This window comes from Acinetobacter sp. B-6 (assembly GCF_056930735.1).
The window spans coordinates 170,738-196,865 of the sequence record NZ_JBXPBY010000010.1; the positions used below are offsets into that span (position 1 = coordinate 170,738).

General features: G+C 38.2%; 27 protein-coding genes. 19 read left to right on the forward strand and 8 right to left on the reverse strand.

All coding sequences use genetic code 11. The features are described from left to right. Window positions 1–63 precede the first annotated feature (63 nt). Both AC1Z3T_RS13770 and AC1Z3T_RS13775 read right to left on the reverse strand, forming a co-directional pair. Window positions 64–1,710, reverse strand: a complete 1,647-nt coding sequence (locus AC1Z3T_RS13770; RefSeq protein WP_100884568.1) for an acyl-CoA synthetase — start codon at window positions 1,708–1,710, stop codon at window positions 64–66. Window positions 1,711–1,943: 233 nt separating this feature from the next. Then, window positions 1,944–2,993 carry an AraC family transcriptional regulator gene (locus tag AC1Z3T_RS13775; RefSeq protein ID WP_100884569.1) on the reverse strand — a complete coding sequence of 350 codons (1,050 nt, stop codon included), beginning with the start codon at window positions 2,991–2,993 and terminating at the stop codon, window positions 1,944–1,946. Window positions 2,994–3,115: 122 nt separating this feature from the next. On the opposite strand from AC1Z3T_RS13775, the gene AC1Z3T_RS13780 reads away from it, so the two are divergent. The 3 genes from AC1Z3T_RS13780 to AC1Z3T_RS13790 all read left to right on the forward strand — a co-directional run bounded on the left by AC1Z3T_RS13780 (window position 3,116) and on the right by AC1Z3T_RS13790 (window position 7,415). Next, window positions 3,116–4,882, forward strand: a complete 1,767-nt coding sequence (locus tag AC1Z3T_RS13780) for a neutral/alkaline non-lysosomal ceramidase N-terminal domain-containing protein (protein WP_100884570.1) — start codon at window positions 3,116–3,118, stop codon at window positions 4,880–4,882. 12 nt (window positions 4,883–4,894) lie between these two features. Continuing rightward, complete coding sequence (locus tag AC1Z3T_RS13785; protein ID WP_100884571.1) at window positions 4,895–6,169, forward strand: D-arabinono-1,4-lactone oxidase; 1,275 nt, start codon at window positions 4,895–4,897, stop codon at window positions 6,167–6,169. Window positions 6,170–6,254: 85 nt separating this feature from the next. After that, complete coding sequence (locus AC1Z3T_RS13790; protein ID WP_100884572.1) at window positions 6,255–7,415, forward strand: alanine racemase; 1,161 nt, start codon at window positions 6,255–6,257, stop codon at window positions 7,413–7,415. A gap of 55 nt (window positions 7,416–7,470) precedes the next feature. Here the strand turns inward: AC1Z3T_RS13790 and AC1Z3T_RS13795 are convergent, their stop codons facing one another. Continuing rightward, window positions 7,471–8,529, reverse strand: coding sequence for a hypothetical protein (locus AC1Z3T_RS13795; RefSeq protein WP_100884573.1), 1,059 nt, complete (start codon window positions 8,527–8,529; stop codon window positions 7,471–7,473). A gap of 256 nt (window positions 8,530–8,785) precedes the next feature. Between AC1Z3T_RS13795 and thrS the strand changes: the two genes are divergently transcribed. The 7 genes from thrS to AC1Z3T_RS13830 all read left to right on the forward strand — a co-directional run bounded on the left by thrS (window position 8,786) and on the right by AC1Z3T_RS13830 (window position 13,740). Next, window positions 8,786–10,708, forward strand: a complete 1,923-nt coding sequence (gene thrS, locus AC1Z3T_RS13800) for a threonine--tRNA ligase (protein ID WP_004827843.1) — start codon at window positions 8,786–8,788, stop codon at window positions 10,706–10,708. Between the two features lie 5 nt (window positions 10,709–10,713). Continuing rightward, a complete protein-coding gene (gene infC / locus AC1Z3T_RS13805; RefSeq protein WP_080633117.1) occupies window positions 10,714–11,265 on the forward strand; it encodes a translation initiation factor IF-3 in 552 nt (183 codons plus the stop codon). A gap of 86 nt (window positions 11,266–11,351) precedes the next feature. Further along, complete coding sequence (locus AC1Z3T_RS13810; RefSeq protein WP_042089492.1) at window positions 11,352–11,669, forward strand: DUF7709 family protein; 318 nt, start codon at window positions 11,352–11,354, stop codon at window positions 11,667–11,669. 196 nt (window positions 11,670–11,865) lie between these two features. After that, window positions 11,866–12,483, forward strand: coding sequence for a glutathione S-transferase N-terminal domain-containing protein (locus AC1Z3T_RS13815; protein WP_004827849.1), 618 nt, complete (start codon window positions 11,866–11,868; stop codon window positions 12,481–12,483). Window positions 12,484–12,565: 82 nt separating this feature from the next. Next, on the forward strand, window positions 12,566–12,853 hold the full coding sequence (locus AC1Z3T_RS13820; protein WP_004827851.1) for a hypothetical protein: 288 nt from the start codon (window positions 12,566–12,568) through the stop codon (window positions 12,851–12,853). Window positions 12,854–12,887: 34 nt separating this feature from the next. Continuing rightward, window positions 12,888–13,310, forward strand: coding sequence for a hypothetical protein (locus AC1Z3T_RS13825; protein WP_100884574.1), 423 nt, complete (start codon window positions 12,888–12,890; stop codon window positions 13,308–13,310). A gap of 4 nt (window positions 13,311–13,314) precedes the next feature. Continuing rightward, window positions 13,315–13,740, forward strand: coding sequence for a YqaA family protein (locus tag AC1Z3T_RS13830; protein WP_100884575.1), 426 nt, complete (start codon window positions 13,315–13,317; stop codon window positions 13,738–13,740). Here the strand turns inward: AC1Z3T_RS13830 and AC1Z3T_RS13835 are convergent. The 3 genes from AC1Z3T_RS13835 to AC1Z3T_RS13845 all read right to left on the reverse strand — a co-directional run bounded on the left by AC1Z3T_RS13835 (window position 13,737) and on the right by AC1Z3T_RS13845 (window position 16,664). Beyond that, window positions 13,737–14,441: an energy transducer TonB family protein gene (locus AC1Z3T_RS13835; protein WP_100884576.1), complete on the reverse strand. Its 705-nt coding sequence runs from the start codon at window positions 14,439–14,441 to the stop codon at window positions 13,737–13,739. The two genes, AC1Z3T_RS13830 and AC1Z3T_RS13835, sit on opposite strands and share 4 nt — an antisense overlap. A gap of 52 nt (window positions 14,442–14,493) precedes the next feature. Next, complete coding sequence (locus AC1Z3T_RS13840; protein ID WP_100884577.1) at window positions 14,494–15,279, reverse strand: TonB family protein; 786 nt, start codon at window positions 15,277–15,279, stop codon at window positions 14,494–14,496. A 134-nt stretch (window positions 15,280–15,413) separates the two neighbouring features. After that, entirely contained in the window at window positions 15,414–16,664 is a 1,251-nt protein-coding gene (locus tag AC1Z3T_RS13845) for an MFS transporter (RefSeq protein ID WP_004827860.1), read from the reverse strand. A gap of 224 nt (window positions 16,665–16,888) precedes the next feature. On the opposite strand from AC1Z3T_RS13845, the gene rpmI reads away from it, so the two are divergent. Both rpmI and rplT read left to right on the forward strand, forming a co-directional pair. Continuing rightward, window positions 16,889–17,083, forward strand: coding sequence for a 50S ribosomal protein L35 (gene rpmI / locus AC1Z3T_RS13850; RefSeq protein ID WP_002054552.1), 195 nt, complete (start codon window positions 16,889–16,891; stop codon window positions 17,081–17,083). Window positions 17,084–17,094: 11 nt separating this feature from the next. Continuing rightward, window positions 17,095–17,454, forward strand: coding sequence for a 50S ribosomal protein L20 (gene rplT, locus AC1Z3T_RS13855; RefSeq protein WP_004723060.1), 360 nt, complete (start codon window positions 17,095–17,097; stop codon window positions 17,452–17,454). Window positions 17,455–17,498: 44 nt separating this feature from the next. On the opposite strand, the gene AC1Z3T_RS13860 is transcribed toward rplT, so the two are convergent. Further along, entirely contained in the window at window positions 17,499–18,368 is an 870-nt protein-coding gene (locus tag AC1Z3T_RS13860; RefSeq protein WP_100884578.1) for a hypothetical protein, read from the reverse strand. Window positions 18,369–18,787: 419 nt separating this feature from the next. Here AC1Z3T_RS13860 and AC1Z3T_RS13865 point away from each other — a divergent pair, with 419 nt between their 5' ends. The 4 genes from AC1Z3T_RS13865 to AC1Z3T_RS13880 all read left to right on the forward strand — a co-directional run bounded on the left by AC1Z3T_RS13865 (window position 18,788) and on the right by AC1Z3T_RS13880 (window position 20,942). Then, on the forward strand, window positions 18,788–19,204 hold the full coding sequence (locus AC1Z3T_RS13865) for a hypothetical protein (protein WP_100884579.1): 417 nt from the start codon (window positions 18,788–18,790) through the stop codon (window positions 19,202–19,204). A gap of 123 nt (window positions 19,205–19,327) precedes the next feature. Beyond that, window positions 19,328–19,525, forward strand: a complete 198-nt coding sequence (locus tag AC1Z3T_RS13870; RefSeq protein WP_004827866.1) for a hypothetical protein — start codon at window positions 19,328–19,330, stop codon at window positions 19,523–19,525. Window positions 19,526–19,615: 90 nt separating this feature from the next. Beyond that, on the forward strand, window positions 19,616–20,146 hold the full coding sequence (locus AC1Z3T_RS13875) for a P-loop NTPase family protein (protein WP_042090121.1): 531 nt from the start codon (window positions 19,616–19,618) through the stop codon (window positions 20,144–20,146). 247 nt (window positions 20,147–20,393) lie between these two features. Then, window positions 20,394–20,942, forward strand: a complete 549-nt coding sequence (locus AC1Z3T_RS13880; RefSeq protein WP_100884580.1) for a riboflavin biosynthesis intermediates N-glycosidase — start codon at window positions 20,394–20,396, stop codon at window positions 20,940–20,942. 43 nt (window positions 20,943–20,985) lie between these two features. On the opposite strand, the gene AC1Z3T_RS13885 is transcribed toward AC1Z3T_RS13880, so the two are convergent. Further along, window positions 20,986–22,023, reverse strand: coding sequence for a hypothetical protein (locus AC1Z3T_RS13885; protein ID WP_100884581.1), 1,038 nt, complete (start codon window positions 22,021–22,023; stop codon window positions 20,986–20,988). A gap of 217 nt (window positions 22,024–22,240) precedes the next feature. On the opposite strand from AC1Z3T_RS13885, the gene pheS reads away from it, so the two are divergent. The 3 genes from pheS to AC1Z3T_RS13900 all read left to right on the forward strand — a co-directional run bounded on the left by pheS (window position 22,241) and on the right by AC1Z3T_RS13900 (window position 26,024). Continuing rightward, complete coding sequence (gene pheS / locus AC1Z3T_RS13890; protein WP_004827876.1) at window positions 22,241–23,221, forward strand: phenylalanine--tRNA ligase subunit alpha; 981 nt, start codon at window positions 22,241–22,243, stop codon at window positions 23,219–23,221. A gap of 128 nt (window positions 23,222–23,349) precedes the next feature. Further along, window positions 23,350–25,731, forward strand: a complete 2,382-nt coding sequence (gene pheT, locus AC1Z3T_RS13895) for a phenylalanine--tRNA ligase subunit beta (RefSeq protein WP_419320605.1) — start codon at window positions 23,350–23,352, stop codon at window positions 25,729–25,731. Further along, window positions 25,728–26,024 carry an integration host factor subunit alpha gene (locus AC1Z3T_RS13900; protein WP_004827881.1) on the forward strand — a complete coding sequence of 99 codons (297 nt, stop codon included), beginning with the start codon at window positions 25,728–25,730 and terminating at the stop codon, window positions 26,022–26,024. The genes pheT and AC1Z3T_RS13900 overlap by 4 nt, the downstream gene beginning before the upstream one ends. Window positions 26,025–26,128: the final 104 nt, after the last annotated feature.

A 26,128-nucleotide genomic window follows, 5' to 3' on the forward strand; every position in this document is an offset into this window, starting at 1 on the left:
TTCACTTTGCTTAGACGAGCCAAAGATGATTTCTATGAAGAGAGAATCACGACATTTAAATCCTTACTGAAACTCACCTACAGCGCGTTCTTTTGCCCAGTCACGTAAGATAAATTTTTGTAATTTTCCTGTTGAAGTTTTTGGAATCTCACAAATCACCACGCTCTTTGGTACTTTAAAACGTGCCAAATGTTGTTTGCAAAACTCAATCACTTCTTCAGGAGTTGTTTCTGCGCCTTGCTTAAGCTCAATAAAGGCGCAAGGCACTTCTTGCCAACGTGGATCAGGTTGAGCAACGACCGCTGCTGTCATAATAGCAGGGTGGGTATAGAGGATTTCTTCGATCTCTAAAGAGGAAATATTTTCCCCACCAGAAATAATGATGTCTTTTGAGCGATCCATGATTTTTGCATAACCATCTGGTTGGCAGACAGCTAAATCGCCCGTATGAAACCAGCCCCCCTTGAATGCTTCTTCAGTGGCTTGAGTATTTTTTAAATAACCTTTCATGACAATGTTGCCACGGAACATAATTTCCCCCATGGTCTTGCCATCATTTGGAACTGGCTGCATGGTTTCTGCATCGAGAACACGCATACCATCTTGCAAAGGATAAGGTACGCCTTGACGTGAATGTAATTGAGCTTGCTCTTGAATTGACAAATCACTCCATCCGGCTTGTGATGCACATAATGCAGAAGGACCGTAGGTTTCTGTAAGTCCATAAACATGATTCACTTGAACACCAATATGATGCATACCCTCAATAATCGCTGCTGGAGGTGCAGCACCAGCCACCATGACTTCAACATGATGTTTAAATTTAATTTGCTTATCTTTTGGTGTGTTAATCAACATTGACAAAACAATCGGTGCGCCACAGAAATAATCAACTTTGTATTGATCAATCAGTTGATAGACCAGTTCAGGATCAATTTTCCGTAAGCAGATATTGGTGCCACCATTTGCTGCGATGGTCCAAGCAAAGCACCAACCATTACAGTGAAACAGGGGAAGTGTCCAAAGATATTTACAACGAGGGGTCATTCCACAGGCAATGATATTACTCGCAGCATTGATATAAGCCCCACGATGGTGATAGACCACGCCTTTCGGGTTGCCAGTAGTTCCAGATGTATAATTTAGGCTAATAGCATCCCACTCGTCTTGAGGTAAGTGCCATTCAAAATCAGTATCACCCCCTTGAAGCCACTGTTCATATTCGATTTGACCGATGCGAGAAGTAGAGTCATTTTTGTCATATTCAACGTCAGCAACATCAATGATATAGATATTCTGAGACAGCATGCCTACAGCTTCTTGCGCCAATGTCGCAAATTCAGGGTCAACCAAAAGCACTTTAGTTTCAGCATGTTCAAGCATAAATGCGATGGTTTTGGCATCTAAACGGGTATTCAAGGTATTTAATACTGCGCCAGCCATAGGGACTGCAAAATGCGCTTCAATCATGGCTGGAATATTCGGTAAGAGAACAGAAACCGTATCATTTTTCTCGATGCCTAGATTTCGTAATTGATGCGCAAATTGGCGACAACGTTGATAAGTTTCTCGCCATGAAATATGACGATGACCATGAACAATTGCATCCTGATCAGGATAAATATAAGCAGCGCGTTCTAAGTAACGTAAAGGTGATAATGCTACAAAATTTGCAGGTGTGCGTGGTAATTCGTCATATGCACTGACCATGTTGAGCTCCGTCTCTATTTGTTCTAATGTCCATGCTTAAAAGATAGGCATAAGATGATTAAAATTCATTTATGCTTTAGTCGAGTATTTGTAAAATGTAAATATGTTTACATAGTGTCGTCCTGTTGAAAGTTGAAAGTTTATTTTCAAAAATATGAATTAAATAAATATTTTAAGAAGTTTTTGGTTGTTGGAACATGTGTATACTGTATGTATATTTACCTATTTAAATACTAAGAAATTGAACTTAAGAGTTTAGTTTTTTTATACTCACTTGGAGAAAATCCTGTCCATTTCTTGAATGCACGACGAAACTCTCGAAGCTCACTAAAGCCTAAATTAAAACTGATTTGGCTGATTGATTGATTGTCTTCAAGCCATTGTTTGGCTTTTTTTTCTAAGACTTGTTGCTTTAAGTGCTGAAAACTCAGACCATCATTGAGTAGTAAGCGTCTTAGGTGGCGTTCGCTTAAATGGAAATGCTGTGCAGCTTGGTGCATATCAAAACGCTCTGGCAAATGGCTCTCAATTAAATGTTGTAATACCTGAACTATGCTGTGTTGGTTGATTTGATTAAATTGCTTTAATGCTTGCTGACACATTTGAATCGCAATTTGATAGTTGACTGGACTATGATTTTTAAGTGTTTTGGCTAATAGGGTATTTGGAAATCGAATTAAATTCCTGTTGCTTTTAAAAAGTATAGGGCATTGAAAAATACGTTGGTAATCTTGTGAATAAGCAGAATGATCATAACTCAGTTCTAAGCTAATCAGTTCATAATCTCGATCTAACATCATGTTTAAACAGGTCATGATGCTGGCAAAAACTTCATCGCAAAAAAATGCTTTGAGTGGACCACAATCACTGCGTTCTATCAGCTCGATTTCACAATAATCTTGACTCAAATGAACACTCAAATCCAAAACACTGCCTGAAATAGGGTGGTACTGCAAAGCTGTTTCCAGTGCTTCTGCAACAGTTTTACACGCTTGCATTGCAAAACCCAAAATACCAATAGAAATTTGACCCTCATGGCTACCCAGCAATAAACCTAAATGCTTTTGTTGAGTACAGTTGAGTGCATCTTGAATAACGCCACAAAGTTCCGAAAATGCAACGAAACCTTGCCCTTGGCGAATCTGTTCCAAATCAAGATTGTGTAATTTAAACCAATCTGCATATTGCCAATGTTGTTGTTCCCCATAATGAATCAAACTGGTAAGGATCATAGGCGGAATATAAAATTGCGAATTGGCAGATTCCTTTTGTTGTGAGCCCATAAAGTCCGTTTAGCCCCCCATATTGTTGTTGCTTTTACCCTAGTTGGTATCGCATATTTTTGATTAATATTCAATCTAGTTCTACTGATGTATCACATAAAAAAGATAAAGGAATACCATATATGTTTAGGGTAGGCTGGGCAAAGCAAGAGATTGAAATCCAACCACAAGGTTATGCCATGTTTGGTTATGGCATGTGGTCACATCGCGCTTATATAAAACGTACAGCCTTATTTGCACGAAGTTTCAGTATTCGCCGTTCAGACTCAGAACACCCCTTATTATTTTGCTGTTTGGATTTAGGTTGTATTACCTATGCAATGCGTGAAGGTGTAGTTAAAGCTTTAACTGAAAAGTTGAACGAACAATTTAATCCGCAACGATTGGTATTGATGGCGACGCATACCCATTCTGGACCAGGTGGCTGTGCCTATGAAGCATTATATAATATGCCGACGCCGGGTTTTGTTCCTGAGCATTTAAATGCTGTGATCAATGCTGCTTTGTCCAGTATTCTTCAAGCAATTCAATCGGAACAAGAAACAGAAATTTTTTATCAAACCTGTCAATTTCCTCAAGATACACCAGTCGCATGGAATCGATCATTAGATGCCTATAATCGCAATCCAGACGTGATACATCGAACTGAGGCTGAAACCCACCTTGCCTTAAACCGTGAAATGCAATTAATTGGATTTTATCGTGATCAGCAACTTGTTGCATTTATCTCATTATTTGGCGTACATGCTACATGTTTGGGTAATCAACTCAATGCACATGATGGTGATAACAAGGGATATGCTGCGATACAGAGTGAAGAGTATTTATTGCAACAAGGTGTGCAAAATCCTGTTGCAATATTTGCACAAGCCACAGCTGGAGATGTATCTCCACATTTTCATGGTCCGAAACAAAATATAATTCGCAGTCGAATCAAAGGTGAAAAAGAATATCAATATGCCCAACAAAATGGGCGCTATCAAAGTGAGTTAGCCATCAAGGCTTTAACTAAAATAGATCTTCAAAATTCTGAGAATCAAAATAAAAGTGCGATTGGAAGCATGTGTCTAAAAGGCGGTATAGATGCCATTTTGAGTTATGTTGATTTAAGTCAGGTTGAAATCCCAAGCGAGTTCAGTCAAAAGTCTGAGAAGATGAGAACCAGTGCTGCTTGTCATGGTGTTGGATTTATGGGCGGAACACCCGTTGATGGTCAAGGTGCGTCAAAGCCTATCATTAAAATTTTAACACTGCTGTCAAGGCAAGTACGTAAGAAACGTTTAGCAGATCCAAATGCACCAGATTATGCAAAATATAAAGCATTGTATGACGCTCAATTTCCCAAAGATATTGTGCTTGAAAGCCCTGACAATCAATTATTGGGTAAGCCGCTGGATTTTACGCCGAGTTTTGTTGATCCTCTTATTGCAGAAATGAATCGACAAGTGAAAGCAGGTGCGATTCAGACCAGTCCACTTGTTCCGAGTGTTATTCCTTTACAGATTATTCACATTGGTGCATTGGCATTGGTGTGCTGTCCGGGAGAGATTACCACGACAGCAGGGCAGCGTTTGATTCAAACAGTGGCAAAGCAACTGACAACTCATCAGATGATTTCAACCACGGCTCTAGTGTCTTACTGCAATGATTATATGGGATACATTACCACACAAGAAGAGTATCAAGAGCAAGCCTATGAGGGCGCGCACACCTTATATGGGCAGTGGACACATGCTGCAATTCAATACAAGTTTCAATATCTTGCAAGCCAATTAATGATTGATGAGTCGCAACGCAAGTTTGATCAAGTCACTCGCCCTACAAAAATTTCACAACACGAAATAGACCTGAGAACAAATCATGGCAGTGTAAAAACCGCAGTACGCTAAAGGATCAGCATTATGAATCAGCAAAAATGGAACAATTGGTCTGGGTTTCAACATTCTCAACCAGAATATATTTTAAAACCCAATAGTATAGATGAATTAAAAAATATTGTTCAAAACCATCATAAGATTCGTGTGGTAGGTGCTGGTCATTCATTTACCCCGTTGGTTTGTACCGATGCGACACTATTATCTTTAGATCATTTTTCTGGTGTGGAGAACGTAAATACAGCATTAACACAAGCCAATATTTGGTCAGGAACACGTTTGTTTAATTTGGATCAATATTTAGAACCAATACACCAGTCTTTAATGCAACAGGGGGACATTGATCAACAAAGCTTGGCAGGGGCAGTATCGACTGGAACACATGGAACAGGTCTGAATTTGCACTGTATTTCTGCTTATGTGGAAGCCTTCGAACTCTTAACAGCTTCAGGAGATATACTGACGTGTAGTCGCCAAGACAATCCCAATATTTTTGAAGCAGGGCGCGTATCTTTAGGAAGTTTAGGAATACTCACCAAGATCACCATGCAAAACAAACCTCGTTATAAGTTGAAGGAGCATGTGCGACTTTGTTCAGTTAAAGAATTTTTTGAAAATATCGATCTTTGGAAAACGCAACATCGCCATATTGAGTGCTTTGCATTTTCACACGCAGACCAATTGATATTAAAAACACTCGACATCACAGATGAGGATATTCAACCGAGAAAATTATCATGGCCATCAGAAGATGCCTTACTTACGATATGCTGTAGTTTGACGAAATCTTTTCCTGCATTGAATCCAAAATTGCAAAAATTATTAGGTGTCTTTATCAAACCCACCACATTCGTCGATTGGTCCAGTCAAATTTTTCCGACTCCACGCGAAACAAAGTTTAATGAGATGGAATATCAGATTCCAATTGAGTCTGGTATGGAATGTTTAGAAGCAGTATTAACCGCGCTAAAAAATGCTAAAGCACAAACATTTTTTCCAGTAGAGTTTCGTTTTGTCAAAGGCGATGATATTTGGTTGAGTCCGTTTTATCAGCAAGATTCGATTTCAATTTCAGTTCATCAATATCACAAACAAGCTCCAAACCAATTATTTGATGAAATTGAACCGATTTTTCAGCATTATCGAGGTCGCCCACATTGGGGGAAAATGCATAATATGGGGGCTTCACAGCTCCAAGCCTTATACCCAAAGTGGGATGATTTTATGCAGTTAAGGGCTCAGTTGGACCATACGCAAAAGTTTTTAAATCCGTATTTAGAAAAGTTATTCTTTACATCGTAATTCAGGGTATTGGCGCAATGATGCATCAATAAGATTGAATCAAGTGGGTATACCGCAAATGAATAGTAAAATATAAGGATATGCGATGAATCATTTTTTTGAACAATTAAATCGTGATTTAAAACAATCCGCAGATGCGCTACCGCAATTGATCATTGATGGTCAAGCTTTGGAGCAAAATTTGCAATATGCAACAACCAAGTTTAAATACGCAACCCATTTACAGCCTCGTCTTGTGGTCAAATCTTTAGCATGTATGGAATTGCTCAAGACGGTAAGTGCTAAGTTGTCCACACAACGTTTTATGGTTTTCCATTTACCTCAATTGCTGCCGATTTTGGAAAATTTTTCAGAAGCTGATGTTTTACTGGGAAAGCCGATGCCTGTAAGGCTTGTACAGCAGTTTTATACCAATCAACCTCAATCGGAACACGCCAATATTCAGTGGTTGGTAGATACCAAGGCACGCTTATTACAATATCTTGAGGTTGCGAAAGTTTTAGCAATTCAGCTTCAAATCAATATCGAGATAGATGTGGGTTTGCATCGTGGAGGTGTAGACTCAAAAGCGCAAATGATTGAACTACTCAGGTTGATTGAGCAGCATCCTGACAATTTAAAATTTTCAGGGCTGATGGGGTATGACGCTCATGTAACAAAACTACCATCCGTCATTAAGAAAGTTGAGGTGGCGTATCAAGAGTCACAAGCAACGTATCAATGCTACAAAGATATCATTCAACATCAATTTCCTCAGCTTTGGCATGCTCATCTTTGTTTTAATGGCGGAGGAAGTCCCACCTTTTATCTGCACGTAAAACAGAGTGTGTGTAATGATCTTGCTTTTGGTTCAATGTTGCTTAAACCAAGTGACTTTGACAGTGAGGGGTTGCGCGTTTTGCAGGCGTGTCTATGGATTGCAACACCTGTACTAAAAGTATTGCCATATTCTCAATTACCGGGTTTAACGATCTTGAATAAGCTTCCACATCGGTCTAAAGCATTATTTGTTTATGGGGGCTATTGGATGGCTGACTATGTTTATCCTCAAGGGATTCATCCTCATGTGTTATATGGGCGTAGTACCAATCAAGAAATGGTGAATGTACCAAAAACAACTCAAATCGAAGTTGATGATTTTGTATTTTTACGTCCGACTCAAAGTGAAGCCATTATTCCTCAGTTTGCTCAACTGACTTATTATCTAGATCGAAGTTTTAAAAAATGGCAAAGCTTTAGAGAGTGAATATATAAGAAAAACCGCCATAAAAATGGCGGTTTTTCAATAAGCATTTCAGTTGTTAAAGCGTTGCATTAATCGCATCTGCGATAGTTTGTATAGCTGTTTTATTGAAATATAATTCATTGACTTCCTGACCAGTTTCGTAGTCACTAATATATTGAATAAAGTTACCTGGTATCGCCCATTCAGTATTATAAAGATTCCCCTTCATCTCTACGATTGGATCAATACCATAGACATATTTTCCAGTAGTTGAGTTGATGGCATAAAGTACGTTTAATCCACCCATTGTATCTTTTTTCCAGCTTTCACCAGTGTTCAAAGAATGACTTGCAATATAATCATCTAAGGTTTTTTCATCTTCATTCTGACCCTCACTGAATGATATAACTGGCGCATTGTAAATCTCTTGATCATTGAAACCGATAAATGAACCTTGAGGAAAAGTAAATTGGCTATTTTTAATTTTTTCGCCAATCTCTGGTTTTTCCCAAATCATGTAATGAACCAAGTTGTTGGTCAGATATGTATATTCTTTTTGACCTTTTGAGTTAACGGTATAAGCAAAAAGCTCTGAAATTTTCTTACCTGAAAGATCAACACGTTTTATATGAGTTGAAACTTGGAAATCTGAACTTAAATTACATGAATCTGTGAACATGACAAATTGCGCTGAGTCATTATTCTGAGACAGGATGTAGCCTAATGGAATACCAGAACTGGTTAACCTACTTTTATTTGTGGTTTCAAGTTTAGATGGTGTCAGAATATAATCAATAGAATCACTGTAGTCATCGAGTGGTAGTGTATTTTTAAGTAAATTTGTACTATTTTGATAAATTACGCCATTTTTGAGAACATTTGAATAAATCACAAATTGTTCATTGTGTTGTGCATCGTAATCGGCATTAAGTACAAAGAACTCTTCATCATAAAAACCTGAACCTTGAGTTTTGAGATTTTTTGGAATCCCGTCAATACACTCAATTTTTTCGGATGGTTTTTGGTTGTTGCCATTTGATGTTTGTTCGTTATTGCTAGAACCGCCACCACAGGCAGTTAATGCCAAGCCAACGAGTATTGCTGAACTAAGTTTAGATAAGTTTATCGAATTCATTTAGTTATCCATTCGTTTTATGTTTTTAAAGTCAATAAAATGTCACGCGGCGATGATAAATGACTGTTTCGACAAAATCAAAAACTAAAATTTAGATTAATTGAAGACAAAGGTTTATAAATATTCAGCAAAGGTGTAAAATTTGACACACTTTTTATTTTGTTCCACCGATTTTATCTTGAGGATCTTCCTCGATCATAATCTCGCGGTGACATGCTCCATTGTACGGGGCATCACTCCTTAAGGATTTTTAAATATGCCTATTATCACATTGCCAAATGGCGATCAGAAAAGTTTTGATCATGCTGTTTCCGTTATGGAAGTTGCTCAAAGTATTGGACCTGGACTGGCTAAAAATACAGTTGCAGGGAAAGTAAATGATCGCTTAGTCGATGCAAGTGATTTAATTACCGAAGATTCAACATTACAAATCATCACTCCAAAAGATCAAGATGGTGTCGAGATTATTCGTCACTCTTGTGCACACTTGGTGGGTCATGCGGTAAAACAACTCTTTCCAGAAGCTAAAATGGTGATTGGTCCTGTCATTGAAGAAGGTTTTTACTATGACATTTGGATGCCTCGTCCATTTACATTAGATGATATGGCTGCGATCGAAGAGCGTATGAAAAAGCTTATCGATCAAGATTACGATGTCATTAAAAAAATGACGCCTCGTGATGAAGTCATTGCTGAATTTACTGCGCGTGGTGAAGATTATAAATTGCGCTTGATTGCAGACATGCCTGAAGAAACTCAAATGGGCTTGTACTATCATCAAGATTATTTAGATATGTGTCGTGGTCCACACGTTCCAAATACTAAATTCTTAAAATCATTTAAACTCACTAAAATCTCTGGTGCATACTGGCGTGGTGATGCGAAGAATGAACAATTACAGCGTATTTACGGTACAGCGTGGGCAGATAAAAAAGAATTAGCTGCTTATATTAAGCGTATCGAAGAAGCTGAAAAACGTGATCACCGTAAAATTGGTAAAGCCTTAGACTTGTTCCATATGCAGGAAGAAGCGCCTGGTATGGTGTTCTGGCATGCCAATGGCTGGACGATTTACCAAGTGCTTGAACAATATATGCGTAAAGTTCAGCAGGATAATGGCTACCAAGAGATTAAAACACCACAGATTGTAGACTTTACACTGTGGGAAAAGTCTGGTCATGCTGCAAACTATGCAGAAAATATGTTTACGACACATTCAGAAAGTCGTAACTATGCTGTAAAACCAATGAACTGCCCATGTCATGTGCAAGTGTTCAACCAAGGCTTAAAGTCTTACCGTGATCTTCCAATTCGTTTGGCAGAGTTCGGTTCATGTCACCGTAATGAACCATCAGGTTCGTTACACGGCATTATGCGTGTACGTGGTTTTACCCAAGATGATGCGCATATTTTCTGTACAACTGAACAAATTGGTAAAGAAGTTGCAGACTTTATTAAACTCACATTAGATGTTTATAAAGACTTTGGCTTTGAAGACGTTCAAATGAAGTTGTCTACTCGTCCTGAAAAACGTGTCGGCGCTGATGAACTTTGGGATGTCGCAGAAAAATCTCTAGCAGATGCGCTAGATGCTGCGAACCTAACTTGGGAAGAACAACCCGGCGAAGGTGCTTTTTATGGTCCTAAGATTGAATTCTCACTGAAAGATTGCTTAGGTCGTATTTGGCAGTGCGGTACAATTCAGTGTGACTTTAACTTGCCGTTACGTTTAGACGCTTCATATGTAACAGAAGATAACGATCGTGACCATCCTGTGATGTTACATCGTGCAATTCTTGGCAGTTTTGAGCGTTTTATTGGTATACTAATTGAACACTACGCAGGCTTTATGCCACCATGGTTGGCTCCAATCCAAGCATGTGTCATGAATATTACAGATTCTCAAGCGGAAGCTTGTGAACAAGTCGTCGCAAAACTCAAAGAAAATGGAATTCGAGCAATTTCAGACTTGAGAAATGAGAAAATCGGCTTTAAGATTCGTGAGCGTACATTAGAGCGTATTCCGTACTTATTAGTACTCGGAGATCGTGAGGTCGAGGAAGGTACTGTGAATGTCCGTACTCGCTCTGGAAAAAATTTAGGTACTATGTCGATAGATGCATTTGTTGACCTAGTGAAAGCAGCCGTAGCCGAACGCGGCCGGTATATTGTGGAGTAAGAAAGATTAAACAGCCTGACCGTAACCAACAACAAGGTGCTAAAAGCAATCGTCCTGCATTAAATGATGAGATCAAAGCTAAAGAAGTGCGTCTCGTTGCTGCAGATGGAGAGCAAAAAGGCATCGTTTCACTTGCTGAAGCTTTGCGTGCTGCTGAAGAAGCTGATCTTGATCTTGTTGAGATCGTGGCGAATGCAGAGCCACCTGTTTGTAAAATCATGGATTTCAACAAACATTTATTTGACCTGAAGCAAAAGCAAAAAGATGCGAAAAAGAAACAGCATCAAGTTCAAGTGAAAGAAATTAAGTTGCGCCCTGGTACAGACGTTGGTGATTACAATGTTAAGTTGCGTGCTATTCTGAAGTTTCTTGAAGAAGGCAACAAAGTCAAAATTACTCTACGTTTCCGTGGTCGTGAAATGGCTCACCAACAGTTGGGTCTTGCGCAATTACAAAAAATTGAAGCAGACGTCGCTGAATCAGGTGTAGTTGAACAAGCACCCAAAATGGAAGGCCGTCAAATGGGTATGTTACTTGGACCTAAAAAGAAAAAGTAATGTTACATTTGTAGAAAAGAGCACTGCTTAAAGCGGTGCTTTTTTTATCATTGAAAAGAAAATATGTTAAATGTTGAGGAATAAAGATGTCATCAATCCAAAATTCAAACCAACTATCGAGTATTAACCAGAAAATTATTCAAGAGGGTGAAGTTCTCCCAGCGGTTACTTTGAAAGATGGGACTAAAGTGCAAACAGGAACTGTAGCGACCATGTTGCACAATATTGATTTATATAACCAAGGTTTAAGAGGAGAAGTCGAACAAGAACTGATACTTGCCATTCCAACTTTGATCAAAGTTGGATTATTTGATTTATTTAGTCCTGATGAATGGATTTCAGGAGATAATTTAGGACGTCGCTTTGTCGGAGAAAAAGCCAAGCAATTTTTAGCATCACAATGATCAAGATATTTTTAAATATAAATGTCATAGATTGAGAAATCATCTTGTTAAGAAAAAGCGAATAACTGAATTTAAGAATAGATTATTAAAATAATCTATGTCTATTGCCTACAGATGATGAAGAATTCATGTTATAAAAGAAAACCATTAACGTAATAAAATTCAGAAAATACGTGAAAATGAAGAAGGACGAAATATGATTGATCTCTATTATTGGGGAACCCCCAATGGCCATAAAATTACCATCGCGCTTGAAGAAATGGGATTGGATTATCAGATTTTTCCAATTAACATTTTAGAAAATGATCAATTTCAACCTGATTTTCTGCGTATTTCCCCAAATAATAAAATTCCAGCGATTGTCGATCAAAATGGTCCCAATGGCGAAGCTATTTCAGTTTTTGAATCAGGTGCAATACTACAATATCTTGGTCGTAAAACAGGTTTGTATTATCCAAGCAATGAACAAGACCGTGTTGAAGTGGAACAATGGCTGATGTGGCAAATGGGTGGTTTTGGACCAATGTTGGGGCAAAATCATCATTTTGGAAAATTTGCCAAAGAAAAAATACCCTATGCAATTGAGCGTTATGTCACTGAAACAAAACGTTTATATGGTGTTTTAAATAAACAGCTTATCGGACAAAAATATGTTGCAGGCGAATATTCAATCGCCGATATGGCAATCTTACCGTGGGTTTTGCGCTATGAATGGCAACAAATCGACTTAAATGATTATCCGTATGTGAAAGAGTATGTAGAACGTTTAACTGCTCGACCAGCGATACAGAAAGCACTCTCGATCAAAGTGTAAAATTCATTTTATGTTAAAATAAGAAACCACCTTGTGTGGTTTTTTTTAGATGTAAATTTTTGCACAATTGAAAGGTTTGGTCATGAAAGATTTCTTTTTAAATTTTACGAAAATATTAGAGACCAATCCAAAAATTTATTGGAGTGTCATTGTTGGTATCGTTGCTTGTCTGATTTTATATATTGCTGAAATTGTGCATATTCAAAATATACTGGGTCAAATGCAGGGGCAGGATGTTCAGTTGATCCGAGCTGTAATCGATCCCATTGCACAACGGTATCAATGGTCACGTATTGCGTTGATTATTGTTGCTTTAATAGGGGCAATTTTTCAGTATCGTAAAACCAAAAAAATGCTAAATTTAGCATGATTAAACTGTTAGTCGTATATTCATCAGGAGGAGTATGAAGCAAAAATTTGTTTGGCATTTCCTTATTTCTTTGGGTGTAATGTTAATCACAGCAATGCTTTGTGGTATCTTGCAGTATCACTCTGCATATGATTACTTCTGGTTTATTATTTTGAGCATTGTGAGTGTTTCAGGCTTGGTTTTTGCTATGCTCTTTGGCTTTTTTCAAAGTACATTAAAGCAAAGTCTTTTGAATACCACGATTTTAGTCGTTTTGCTTTCGCTTTATTTTATTGTTTTATTTTACGGTTTTATTCATATCAAAATCGATTGGCAAGCGATTTCAGAGGGTAAAGCTCAACTTACATTGGTGCAGAAATTTTTTAAATCAGAACTTTCATTTTGGTTGGCTTTTCTTATTCCCTTTTTATTGTCATTCTTGACTTATACCTTAAAACCTAAACCCAACTTTAACTAATGTTATGGCTTATTTGCTGTTATTTCTTTCTGCATTTGGTGCAGCGACGCTATTACCTTTACAGTCAGAAGCAGTGTTGGTTGGGTTTCTGGTACAAGCACAGTATTCAGTGTATTTGCTTCTAATCGTTGCAACCATTGGAAATGTATTAGGCTCATGTGTGAATTGGTATTTAGGACTGAAAATAGAACAATTCAAAGATAAAAAATGGTTTCCTGTTTCTGAGAAAAATATGCTCAAAGCGGAAAAAATATATCAAAAATATGGTTTTTGGTCCTTACTATTCAGTTGGACCCCTGTGATTGGTGATCCAATTACGCTTATCGCAGGATTAATGAAAGAAAAATTTTGGCGTTTTTTGTTGATTGTAATAATTGCTAAAGGAGGTAGATATTGTGTGATCTACCTGATTTTTAGTGGATGGATTTAGTTGCAGTCTTTAGGATCGAAACTGATATAGTCTTGATGTGTCGTTTTAAAAATTTGCCACCACTTTTTATCTGATGTGATTTGAGCATTCATAAAAGCAGAAATGACCTCAGTATCAATTTGGTTAATTTGGGTGCTGTGAATCAATTTAACATCAGAAACTTTATCTTTTCTTGACAATTTAAAAGAGAAATCAATATGCCGTTTTTCCCCATTTAAAAGTGCTGGATCAACTGCTAAATAGGGTTGTTTAAGATAGCGAAAGCTGGTTGGTTTTCCCTTTGTTTGAGCTTGCCAAACCTCGCTATCAAAACGAAAGAAACAACGTCTTGCTGTTGGGTTAGATGAGTTTTTAACTGCTTCAAAATTAAAGTCTTGTCTAGCCCGTATCGGAGAGTTTGTGGGTTTAAATGATGCCTTATGTACAGCATATACAACCTTATCGTCTAAACTAGTTAAGCCAGAGCTTTGGATAATTTTTACGTCTGTCACACGTCCGCTAGGATCGGCTGAAATAAGAAGATCGATATAGCGACTTTGTCCACGTAATTCATGGTCACGAATCTTTAGTTTAGGTAATTTATGCCAAACTGCTTCATCATCTGGGGAAGTAGCGGGCGTTTTTATATGTGTTTGTTCAGCATATGCCATAGATAGGCTACTCATAGAGAGTAATATTGCAGCAAGATAAAATTTGTTCATTGTATTATTTAAATTTTTGAAATAAATAGATTGATCAACTCAAACAACAAATCTATTTGAGTTGATGATTAAACTCGTTGCAATCGTTGATTTTAAATTGAATTTCATCATTAAATGAACGTGGTTTAAAAGTCCATAAGGTTCGATAAGAGCGTTTTACTTGTATTTGAGTTTGCTCAACAGCTTGGATAACCTGTTGGTCAATCGCATTTACACCTGATAATTGAGTTAATTTGACACGCTTTACATTGCCTTGTTGATCGACTTTAAACTTAAATTTGACTGTTCGATCTTTGTTTTTGAGTAAAGCTGAGTCAAGCGAGAGCTGAGGCTGTTGCGTATAATGAAAGGCAACTGACTTATCTTGAGTTTGCTTTATCCAGTGTTTTGAATTAAACGCAAAGGTACATTCAGACAGTTGTGCATGAGCCTGTGTATTGTCTTGAGCATTATCCATATTTAAAGTAAACGTTTGATAACCCACAATCGGTATGGCTTTACCATTCTTACTATATGGTTTTACCTTGGCAGCCTCTACAGCATCAATGAGTTTTTGATCGAGAGCCGTGATTCCTGTGCTTTCTTGCACTTCAGCATCTGTGACTTGTCCTAAACTGTTGGCGCTCACGCGGATGATGGCAGAACGATCCTGTGTTCTTAATTCTGCTGTTTGATATTGGACTTGAGGGAATTTAACCCATTGTATACGTGTCGTGAGGTGTAATGGGGCATTGCGTTCAGATTGTTCTCCTTTGACTTTTATTGTTGGGAGTTTATCTGCGCTATGACCATAAGTTGAAAGGCACATCAGACCAGTGATTAAAAGAGCTTTATTCATAAGTTTAGCTTTCCATGCAACTGAGTGTGCATGAGGTTAATTTAATTGCGCAAAGTATTTATCGAATTTGCTCATCTCGCAATAGAAAATGCACCCTAAGGTGCATTTTTTACGATTATTTAAGTCAACAATCGCTATTTTTGCCCTTTGGTAATATCGACTGAAAACAAATCAGCGGTTTTAATCCAGCTGATTGCAACGACTGCCATGGTCATGCATCCGCCAAATATCGTTGCTGTGATCGTTCCTAAGTACTTTGCGGCAAGCCCTGATTCAAAAGCACCCAGTTCATTACTCGATGAAACGAACATCCCATTCACAGCTGCAACTCGACCACGCATATTTTCAGGAGGGTAAACTTGTAAAATAGTTTGGCGCACCACCACGGAAATACTGTCACATGCGCCAGTCATGCCTAAGGCAAACAAGGAAAGCCATAGATTGTTTGAACATGCAAAAATGATGGTAAAGATTCCGAAACCAGCAACCGCAATCAGCATATTTCGCCAAGCATGATGTGTTGGTGGGAACTTAGTGAGTGCAATCATCGTGATGAGCGCGCCGATCGATGGCGCTGCACGTAGATATCCCAAACCTTCAGGACCTACTTTCAGAATATCTTCAGCAAAGATAGGAAGTAAGGCGATGACACCACCAAACAACACTGAAACCAAATCCAGCGAGATCGCCCAAAGTACAATCTTAGTTTTCCAGATAAATCGAAAACCTTCGCTTAAACTGTCCCAAAGATTGTCTTGTTCCATGGTCGGGAAAGTACGCTTTTTTAACAGTGTGATTAAGCAAAAGCAGATAAATAAAAGCATGGATACAGAAAGTAAGCTATTTTCCCGCCCAATTCCAGCAAGCATAAAACCGCCCAGCATGGGACCAATAATGACACCACTTTGCCATCCGATCGTGGTCCAAGTTGCACCATTTGCATAGAGTTCACGGGGAATTAAAAATGGTTTTAATGATGTTGCAGATGGATTATAGAAACCACGAATAGTACCCAAAGCAAAGATCACAGCATAAATGCCCCAAGACAGGGTGGTGACACCAATCTGTCCATGATCATAGCTATGAAATAAGTACCAAAGCACTAAGGGTAAAGGGAAAGAAAAGAATAAACATACTTTCATAATACTTTGTTTATTCAGCTTATCGGCAAAATAACCACCCCATAGGGACAATGCGATAAAAGGAATCGCTTCTGCCAATCCAATCAAACCGAGTGTAAGTGGGTCTTTAGTAATTTGATACAGTGAATAGGCGACAATAATTTCTTGGATCAAAATTGCCAGTGTTAAGCAAAATTGATTGATCGTGACGATGGAGAAATCTCGATAGCGAAGCGCAGCAAAAGCATCCTGTGCAGGGGTCATAACTGTCCAGTTTTATCATGATGTGACGATTATAAAGATTAAATGCAGATTTTCCTTATGAAAAATGATGGAATTTTCATCGGAAATTACACTGAATAACTGATAAATAGTGCAAGGTTTTGCTTTTGTTTTGTACAGAGATGATTTAGAATATTGCCTCCCTTACCTGCAGGTCGTACTCGCAATGGTGCGAACGTACCGAACAGGTGTTTAAAGAGGTTGTTATGGCTAAGTTAAAAACTCGCCGTGGTGCAGCTAAGCGTTTCAAAGCGACTGCTAACGGTTTCAAGCGTAAACAAGCGTTCAAACGCCACATTTTGACCAAAAAATCTGCTAAACGTATTCGTCAATTGCGCGGTTGTGTCATGGTTCACGTAAGTGACATGAATTCAGTTCGTCGTATGTGCCCATACATCTAAGGAGATTATAAATGGCTCGTGTAAAACGTGGTGTACAGGCTCATCGCCGTCATAAAAAAATTCTTGCTCGTGCTAAAGGTTACTATGGCGCGCGTTCACGTGTTTATCGTGTAGCGTTCCAAGCAGTAATCAAAGCAGGTCAATACGCTTACCGTGACCGTCGTCAAAAGAAACGCCAATTCCGTGCTTTATGGATTGCGCGTATCAATGCTGGTGCTCGTCAAAATGGTTTGTCGTACAGCCGTATGATCGATGGCTTGAAAAAAGCTCAAGTGATCATCGACCGTCGCGTACTTGCTGACATTGCTATGCATGACTCAGTTGCATTTGCTGCTTTAGCTGAAAAAGCTAAAGGTGCATTAGCTGCTTAATCATCTTTGATGATTGAAAAAAGACCGCTTTGTAGCGGTCTTTTTTATGCTTGAATGTTGGCGTTTGAGTAGTGATTTGCCGCATTGACAATAAGAGATGGATAAAAATTATTTAAGGCTTGTACGGCTTGATCAAATAACTGTAGTTCATGACGAGTTGCTTGATTACACCAGGCTTGATCATTTCTCGTTTCACTTTCTAGTAGATAATTTTTATAAAGATTTTCAGCATGAGTTAATAAGCTTGCTGCATAATTGCTTGTGAAGTCCTTTGGGAAAAGATCAAAATGTGTATTGTAATTTTGATGGTCCTTAAATTGAATATTTGCAAGGTGTTCAATCTGATTTGCAGATCCCAATGTAAAAGCGACTTCATTGATATAAACGCAGTCAAAATAAGATTGCGAAAAATGTTTCCAGTCTATGGCTTTTAATTCTCCCAAATTCTCAATAAAACTTTGATTTAAGTCGAACAGTGTATAGGTTGCGATTCTGTCTGTGAGCGCATTGACATTGTTAAAATAAAAATCAGCATTATTGTTCTGATGGTGTAGATACCATAGCTCTTTTTCCTCACAACCGATTAAAATTTGTGGGTGATCATGCCGGTACTGAATTAAAATCATATAGTTATAAAAGTGATCAGACAGATAAAAAATAGGGGATTCTTGTATTGTCGATGCTAATCGTGGCGCGTGGATCAAACTTAATTTATACGCGCCTTTGTGCTTTAAATGATAAAGAATGAGTTGTAATGAACCCGCCAAAAGTTGACCACAATGAAAATCTCTAAGAATTGGATGTAAAATTTGAAAATGAGGCATTTTGTTTAAATCATCTTGAAGGTGATCATTGAGAAATTGGTTGCCATAAATCACCAAAGCCATTTGTCTATAAATTAAATTGAAGTTCATGATACTTCCTTATGCAATTTTTCTTACTTATTTGACCAGATGGAGAGGAAAATAATAATAAGGGTGAATACAACAAATCTGGCAATTTCATAATGTGTTACTAGTCAAAACGCACCGTATAAAAGCCCAATTGTGATAGCACAAAATAAGATCAAGTAGAATATAGAGGTGACAATAAAACTTGATTGGTCTTCACGAGTTTCCAAATCACGGACCAGAAATAAGCGATTAGTCGCTGAACATCATGGATGCTGGTGGTGGTATTCACTCCTTGGTTGATTCAAGTAAAGTTGGGCATTATGTTGTAAGACGAAATTAAATTGCCAATAGTTATTTTGCATGGCAAACGAATAAGCTTAGGTTTATTGTTGAGCTATCAATATAGCATTAATTTTTAATCAGAAGGTTACGGAGCATCTATGCGTAGGCAATACCATTTCCGTCTTGTGGGTACAGACACATATATTTGGGATGTACACTGTTTAGTTGGATTGAGCCGATATTTGCCCATTCATGAGGTTTTATTATCCGAGATACAGGAACTGAACGAAGCGTATTGGTTTCCAGATAAACATCCAACAACACAGCAAATAATTGAACATTTCCAGCTGATCCAAGCGGCTGATTTAGCTTATCCTATTATTCTGTCAGCAGATGGAAGAGTCATGGATGGGATGCATCGAGTTGCCAAGGCAAAATTACTCAACCACCAAAACATTAACGCTGTTCGATTCGATATTACGCCACCACCGGACTATATCAATGTGGATGAAGATGATTTGGATTATGAGGATGAATTGATTGATGAACCAGCTAGACATAAGCCTTCTGAATGATGAATTTGAATATTTGTAGTTGAAATGTACCGTTATTACATAATTTCAACGTGAAACTATTATCGATTTTAAAATAGCTCGCATAGAGTAGAATGATAAAAGTGAAAATATTCTGGAGTATTTATGCGTGTAGAAATTGCGGGTTTACAGCAAGGTGCTATTGAAGTCGAATTACAATTATTACCAAGAATTGGTGAAACTTTAAAAGTGATGTATGGTGCAGATGCTGAGGTAAAAGGTGAAGTAACTGCTGTAGAGCACTATATCAATCAGCATGCCAATGAACATAAAGTGATTTTGACGATTCGTCCACTTTTCTAAAAGTTGATCATTCAGCTCAGCAAAATTTTTAAAATCTTGGTGATAAAAAGTAGCTGTCAGGCTACTTTTTTATTTAAGAAGTGAATTCCAATGAATAAAATTAATGTGGTGGGCACCTCTGCTGTTGGTAAAACAACTTTTGCAAAAAAGCTTGCTGATAAATTACAACTTCATTATATCGAACTAGACGATTTGTTTTGGTTAGATGATTGGGAGGAAACTTCAGACCATGCTTTTTTCTTAAAAATTCAACAGGCAATTGAATCGGCAAAGCATGGTTTTGTAATCGATGGAAATTATACGCGAACAACACATGTTAAATGGCAGACCATTGATACTGTTATATGGTTAGATTTTCCTTTTCATATCAATCTTTACCAATCTATAAAACGTGCCATATCTCGGGCAGTTTTTAACAAGAAGTTATGGCAACATTCGAATAATCGGGAAAGTTTTGGCAAAATGTTCAGTGCTGACTCAATTATTTGGTGGATGATCAAAACTCATCAAAAAAATCGCCAGCAATATATTACAATGATGAATGATCCTCAATATTCACATATTCAGTTTATACATCTGAAATCTCGAAAAGATTGCGATCAATTTTTACGCTCGCTCTAAGTCCTTTATGCTTGGCTAAATTTTATTAATTATCCTAACGGGCTTGATGATGAATGATTTTAAATAATTTTTGTGATTTTTTGATTTGGAAATGTTCTGTATTTTTTATTGAGATGCATCAAATACCATAACTGCTGGTTATTAAAGCGATATATTGGAACAGACGTTGGATGAGTGATTTATAGCGATTATGATGATTGCGTGATATCAGTTAAAAATAGAAGTGAAAGACAGACAGGAAAATAAAATGAGTGATTCTCAGTTATTAACAACTTTACAAGAACATATAAAGCGTGGACAAAAATATAGTTATTTGTGTTTTTGGGGGCATCGTCAAAAGACCCCAGAAAAGATAGACAAGAGCTGTTTAAGCCAATGGTATCCTGCAAAATTTGAAATTGATGGTGTGGATTATCAAAATACCGAACAATACATGATGGCGCAGAAAGCTAAACTATTTAAAGATGAAAATATTTTTCAGCAAATTCTTCACACTGATGATCCGAAGAAAATAAAAGCATTAGGTCGTCAGGTCAAAAATTATCAAGATGAAATTTGGATTGCGCATCGTTACGAGATTGTGGTTCAAGGAAATCTGGCAAAGTTTTCCCAAAATAACCATCTCCAACAATTTTTGTTGAGTACCTCTGAGCAAATCATTGTTGAGGCTTCACCTGTAGATCAGATTTGGGGGATTGGACTAGCTGCTGATCATGCAGATGCGATGAACCCACTGAAATGGAAAGGTTTAAATTTATTAGGGTTCGCATTGATGGATGTGAGAAAGCAACTTTAGGGTTACTTTCTCATGAGTACAGATTTTATTTGGATGTTAAGCCTTATAGTCCAAAATAATAAGCAGCCAGACAGATAAGAATAGTCACGATAATTAAAGCAAAAACGCCTGTCTTTGCTGGTTTGTGCTCATGCTGTGTATGGGATGGATGAGAACTAAACGATTGGCGTTTGTCTGTCTTTATATCCTCAATATTGTCAAATGGAGATGCAATAGCTTTCGGGGTTAAACGCGCAGATTGATAGTGATTGGCAACTTTGACAATAAATTTTGCTTTTAAATCCTCAATCTTTTGCAAGAAGTGACGCAAATTCATTTGTTGTTCTGGGCTCAGACTTTGTTCACTCTCATCATAGGGGTGTTTTATTTTTGCCGAAATAAATTCTTCGAGCGCATCGAAACGATACAGTGTTTCATTGGCATAATCTGCTTGATCATCGCTAGGAATAAGGGCAAGTTTAAGACTACTATTATCCGAGATATATTCACTACTATTTAAGCCATAATAAGGTAAGTCTTTGTTGATTGGTTCAGGAAAACCTTTGGCATATTGGCTATCAAATAATTCATTGTCTGTATAAACCTGAATATCATCCCAATTTGGGGTCACAAGATCTTGTTCAATACGCTTAATGAGTTTCGCATTAAGATCATAACGCCAGAATATTTCTGTTCGAATATTTGGACGTTGTTGTTCTGGTGCCTCATAGTCATTGTCAGCACTATACCATTCCGGTAATTCTTTACCAAAAATCCAAGCGGTTTTCTTTTGAGATTCGTGACTGACAATAAAATGAGGAATCGCCAATAACTCAACATTGGCATTGGGGTTCTGCTCATCATTCAAAAGACTTGAGCTATGTAAACTGATGCGATTTACCCCTTGCTTTTTTAGACCTTCAAGCCAAATTTGAAAGTGTTGTGCTAGAAGATGTTGGGTGGTTAAATCTCGAAAGCCAAACGCGTGGTGATTAAAAATGGCATGATTGACCCAACGAGAAAAACTAATTTCTTGAGTCAGATATTGATTGCCATAAGTGACGAGTGCAAGTTGACGTTTCCAGATTTGATCAAGTGCCATTTTTTATAGATCTCAGCGACATTGGATTTATTTTATACCGTTTATAAATCAGAGTTCTAGCGTTTCAACAGTATTCGCACAGGGAAATATACAAATTATCGAGAATTAGTTGTGACTAATCGTATTTTTCGTCAGGAGGAAACTTCATCCAACTGCATAAAAACTGTTAGAATATGCAGTTATATTATTTTTCTAAAATATTGCTTTGAGAGTTACTATGTCACTGGAAGCCCTGACCACTGAAGCGCTCGCTGCGATTGCAGCAGCTCAAGACCTTGCAACACTCGATCAAGTACGAGTGCAATTTACAGGGAAAAAAAGCCAGCTTGCGGAACAATCTAAGGCACTGGGTAAAATGGACCCTGAAGAACGTAAAGTTCAGGGTGCGGCAATTCATGCTGTGCGTGAAGCTATCTCTACAGCATTGACTGAGCGCCAAGATGAATTACAAAAAGCAGCGCTAGAACAAAAGCTTGCAAGTGAAACCATTGATATTACCTTGCCTGGTCGTGGACAAGTTGTAGGCAGTATTCATCCTGTTACTCAAGTTCAGGAACGTATTTGCCAATTCTTTACCAAAGCTGGCTTTACTGTTGCAACTGGTCCAGAAGTTGAAGATGACTACCACAACTTTGAAGCACTCAATATTCCAGGGCACCATCCTGCACGTGCAATGCATGATACTTTTTATTTTGATGCCAATCATTTGTTGCGTACGCATACTTCAGGTGTGCAAGTCCGTACTATGGAAAACAATCAACCTCCGATTCGTATTGTATGTCCTGGTCGTGTTTATCGTTGTGACTCTGACCAAACGCATTCACCTATGTTTCATCAAATCGAAGGTCTGTACGTTGCTGAAAACACCAGTTTTGCTGAATTAAAAGGCTTGTTGATTAACTTGTTGAACGAGTTTTTTGAAAAAGACTTAAAAGTTCGTTTCCGTCCTTCATATTTCCCGTTCACTGAGCCAAGTGCGGAAGTGGATATTATGGATGAGCGTGGTCGCTGGTTAGAAGTTTTGGGGTGTGGAATGGTGCATCCTAATGTATTGCAAGCCGCGGGTATTGATCCTGAAAAATATAAAGGTTTTGCTTTTGGTTTGGGTGTAGAGCGTTTTGCAATGTTACGTTATGGCATTAACGATTTGCGTATGTTCTATCAAAACGATGTGCGTTTTTTACGCCAATTTGCTTAACAAATTTATACCTCTCCCTAACCTCTTCTAAACAAAGAGGGGATGTCCTAGACAAAAGACGAAGGGTTCTCCCAATTTTCAAAGGGAGTTAGAGAGGAATTCATAAATATTGAATATAGGTTTTAGAAATGAAAATTAGCGAAAATTGGCTTCGCACATGGGTTAACCCAGCAATTGATAGTGATACTTTATCTGACCAACTCACGATGTTGGGACTTGAAGTTGATGAGCTTGTACCAGCCGCTAAACACTTTACTGGTGTTGTGGTGGGGGAAGTTTTAACGGTCATTCAACATCCTGATGCAGATCGTTTACGTGTAACCACTGTAAACATTGGTTCAGGAGAACCTCTACAAATCGTATGTGGTGCACCGAATGTACGTGTTGGCATGAAAGCACCGGTTGCGACAATTGGTGCAGTACTTCCTGGTGATTTTAAAATCAAGAAAGGTAAGCTACGTGGCGTTGAATCACAAGGGATGCTATGTGGTGCTTCGGAAATTGATCTTGAAGATAAAATTGATGGGCTTTTAGAGCTTCCTGATGATGCACCGGTTGGTGTAAACATCCGCGAATATTTAAATCTGGATGACCATGTCATTGATATCAGTATTACCCCGAACCGTGGAGACTGTTTTAGTATTCGTGGTGTAGCACGTGAAATTGGTGTAATTAATCAACTTCCAGTGACAGCGCCTGAAATTATAGAAGTGGCTGCAACCATTGCAGATCAAAAACAAGTCCATGTAAGCACTGATGGATGTCCACGTTATTTAGGTCGTGTTATAAAAAATGTAAATACCAAAGCAGCTACCCCTGAATGGATGGAGCAGGCTTTGGCTCGTTCAGGGATTCGTCAACACAGTATTTTGGTGGATATTACCAACTATGTATTGATGGAGTTGGGGCAACCATTACATGCTTTTGATGGTGGTCAAGTTCAAGGTTCAGTCCATGTACGCCAAGCAACAGCAAATGAAAAACTTGTTTTATTAAATGAGCAAGAAATCGAATTGACTGAAGATGTTATGGTCATTGCTGATGATGCTAAAGCGCTCGCTATTGCAGGGATTATGGGGGGATTATCTTCTTCTGTAACAGATGCAACGACAGAGATCTTCCTTGAGTCTGCGTTCTTTGCACCATTGCATATAGCAGGTCGTGCACGCCGTTATGGTTTACATACTGATGCTTCTCAGCGCTATGAACGTGGTGTGGATTTTGAGTTGCCAATGATCGCGATGCATCGAGCATCACAATTGATTCAGAGTTTGGCGGGTGGAGAATTTGGTCCAATCACTGTGGCTGAACGTACCGCGCTTTTACCTAAACGTGAAGCCATTGAGTTAACTCAAGCACAAGTTGATCAATTACTTGGTTATTCTGTTGAATCAGCATTTATTACTGATGCACTTCAACGTTTAGGTTGTGTTGTAACAGTCAAAGCTGAAGGCGAGTGGACTGTTGTACCTCCATCACATCGCTATGATATGGCAATTTATCAAGACTTAATTGAAGAAGTTGCTCGTATTCATGGTTATGACAATATCCAAATTAGTTTGCCTGTGATTGATGTCAAACTTGCTAAACATCAAGATCAGTTTGAATTGCCACAATTACGTCAAACACTGGTGACTTTGGGCTATCAAGAAGCAATCAGTTTTAGCTTTGCTGATTTAAAGCTGGAGAAGCAATTAAATTCTCAAGTTAATCCATTGGCATTGGCAAATCCAATTTCAAGTGATTTGGCTGTTATGCGTTCTACTTTGCTTTCAAGCTTAATCCCTTGTGTTCAATACAATATTAACCGCCAACAAAGCCGTGTGCGTTTCTTTGAGTTAGGTTTACGTTTTGATTATCAAAATGCTCAAACTATTGATGACTTAAATCAGATTCCAACTTTGGCAATGATTGCGGTGGGCTCAAAACATGCTGAATCATGGCATGGCAAAGCTCAAGCAATGGATTTCTTTGATTTCAAAGGAGAGGTTGAAGAAGTTTTAGCTGCTGGACGGGTTCAAGTTGAATATGTGCGTTCTGAGCGTGAGTGGTTACATCCAGGTCAGTCAGCAGAGATTTTAATAGATGGAAAATCGGTTGGTTATTTGGGACGTTTACATCCATCTTTAGAAAATGCACTGGATTTGAGCACGACTTGGGTTGCCGAACTTGATCAATCGGCTGTTTTGCAAACTTATGTATCTAATTTTACAGAATTATCACGATTTCCGTCGGTTAGACGTGATATTGCGCTTGTAATTAGTGATAAGATTAATGTCAGTGAAATTCAGCAACTTATTGAAAAAACCGGTGGGGAGCTTTTAGGCTCTACATGGTTATTCGATGTGTATACAGGGCAAGGTGTTGAGCAAGGTAAGCGCTCTTTGGCATTTGCATTGTTATGGCAACATCCATCACGTACACTTGAAGATGCTGAAATTAAATCCGGTATGGATCATATCATTCAAGTGTTAGAAAGCACTTACCAAGCGACATTGAGGGCCTCATGACAGCATTAACAAAAGCAGAAATGGCTGATCATTTAAGTGAGCTTACGAGTTTAAACCGTCGTGAAGCAAAACAAATGGTCGAGTTGTTCTTTGACGAAATTAGCCAAGCATTAATTGCAGGCGAACAAGTTAAACTTTCAGGTTTTGGTAATTTTGAACTACGTGACAAACGTCAACGTCCAGGTCGAAACCCAAAAACTGGCGAAGAAATTCCAATTTCGGCACGTCGAGTTGTTACGTTCCGCGCAGGACAGAAGTTTAGACAACGTGTAGGCACAGAACAAGAAGGTTAATCAACCCACTTGATTTTGTAAAAACCCCAAGCCATTTTGCTTGGGGTTTTTTATTATTTACACATACGAGAGGTTAAAAATAAATTAAACTATAGCTAATCTGT

What these genes read in the sequence shown, in the direction of transcription:
- AC1Z3T_RS13880 (WP_100884580.1), top strand. Translation starts at nt 20,394, where the DNA reads ATGAGTGATTCTCAGTTATTAACAACTTTACAAGAACATATAAAGCGT.
- AC1Z3T_RS13870 (WP_004827866.1), top strand. Translation starts at nt 19,328, where the DNA reads ATGCGTGTAGAAATTGCGGGTTTACAGCAAGGTGCTATTGAAGTCGAA.
- AC1Z3T_RS13775 (WP_100884569.1), bottom strand. Translation starts at nt 2,993, where the DNA reads ATGGGCTCACAACAAAAGGAATCTGCCAATTCGCAATTTTATATTCCG.
- AC1Z3T_RS13795 (WP_100884573.1), bottom strand. Translation starts at nt 8,529, where the DNA reads ATGAATTCGATAAACTTATCTAAACTTAGTTCAGCAATACTCGTTGGC.
- AC1Z3T_RS13875 (WP_042090121.1), top strand. Translation starts at nt 19,616, where the DNA reads ATGAATAAAATTAATGTGGTGGGCACCTCTGCTGTTGGTAAAACAACT.
- AC1Z3T_RS13835 (WP_100884576.1), bottom strand. Translation starts at nt 14,441, where the DNA reads ATGAACAAATTTTATCTTGCTGCAATATTACTCTCTATGAGTAGCCTA.
- AC1Z3T_RS13885 (WP_100884581.1), bottom strand. Translation starts at nt 22,023, where the DNA reads ATGGCACTTGATCAAATCTGGAAACGTCAACTTGCACTCGTCACTTAT.
- pheS (WP_004827876.1), top strand. Translation starts at nt 22,241, where the DNA reads ATGTCACTGGAAGCCCTGACCACTGAAGCGCTCGCTGCGATTGCAGCA.
- AC1Z3T_RS13770 (WP_100884568.1), bottom strand. Translation starts at nt 1,710, where the DNA reads ATGGTCAGTGCATATGACGAATTACCACGCACACCTGCAAATTTTGTA.
- AC1Z3T_RS13780 (WP_100884570.1), top strand. Translation starts at nt 3,116, where the DNA reads ATGTTTAGGGTAGGCTGGGCAAAGCAAGAGATTGAAATCCAACCACAA.
- thrS (WP_004827843.1), top strand. Translation starts at nt 8,786, where the DNA reads ATGCCTATTATCACATTGCCAAATGGCGATCAGAAAAGTTTTGATCAT.
- rpmI (WP_002054552.1), top strand. Translation starts at nt 16,889, where the DNA reads ATGGCTAAGTTAAAAACTCGCCGTGGTGCAGCTAAGCGTTTCAAAGCG.
- rplT (WP_004723060.1), top strand. Translation starts at nt 17,095, where the DNA reads ATGGCTCGTGTAAAACGTGGTGTACAGGCTCATCGCCGTCATAAAAAA.
- AC1Z3T_RS13840 (WP_100884577.1), bottom strand. Translation starts at nt 15,279, where the DNA reads ATGAATAAAGCTCTTTTAATCACTGGTCTGATGTGCCTTTCAACTTAT.
- AC1Z3T_RS13865 (WP_100884579.1), top strand. Translation starts at nt 18,788, where the DNA reads ATGCGTAGGCAATACCATTTCCGTCTTGTGGGTACAGACACATATATT.
- AC1Z3T_RS13860 (WP_100884578.1), bottom strand. Translation starts at nt 18,368, where the DNA reads ATGAACTTCAATTTAATTTATAGACAAATGGCTTTGGTGATTTATGGC.
- AC1Z3T_RS13820 (WP_004827851.1), top strand. Translation starts at nt 12,566, where the DNA reads ATGAAAGATTTCTTTTTAAATTTTACGAAAATATTAGAGACCAATCCA.
- AC1Z3T_RS13785 (WP_100884571.1), top strand. Translation starts at nt 4,895, where the DNA reads ATGAATCAGCAAAAATGGAACAATTGGTCTGGGTTTCAACATTCTCAA.
- AC1Z3T_RS13825 (WP_100884574.1), top strand. Translation starts at nt 12,888, where the DNA reads ATGAAGCAAAAATTTGTTTGGCATTTCCTTATTTCTTTGGGTGTAATG.
- AC1Z3T_RS13900 (WP_004827881.1), top strand. Translation starts at nt 25,728, where the DNA reads ATGACAGCATTAACAAAAGCAGAAATGGCTGATCATTTAAGTGAGCTT.
- AC1Z3T_RS13815 (WP_004827849.1), top strand. Translation starts at nt 11,866, where the DNA reads ATGATTGATCTCTATTATTGGGGAACCCCCAATGGCCATAAAATTACC.
- AC1Z3T_RS13790 (WP_100884572.1), top strand. Translation starts at nt 6,255, where the DNA reads ATGAATCATTTTTTTGAACAATTAAATCGTGATTTAAAACAATCCGCA.
- AC1Z3T_RS13845 (WP_004827860.1), bottom strand. Translation starts at nt 16,664, where the DNA reads ATGACCCCTGCACAGGATGCTTTTGCTGCGCTTCGCTATCGAGATTTC.
- pheT (WP_419320605.1), top strand. Translation starts at nt 23,350, where the DNA reads ATGAAAATTAGCGAAAATTGGCTTCGCACATGGGTTAACCCAGCAATT.
- AC1Z3T_RS13830 (WP_100884575.1), top strand. Translation starts at nt 13,315, where the DNA reads ATGGCTTATTTGCTGTTATTTCTTTCTGCATTTGGTGCAGCGACGCTA.
- AC1Z3T_RS13810 (WP_042089492.1), top strand. Translation starts at nt 11,352, where the DNA reads ATGTCATCAATCCAAAATTCAAACCAACTATCGAGTATTAACCAGAAA.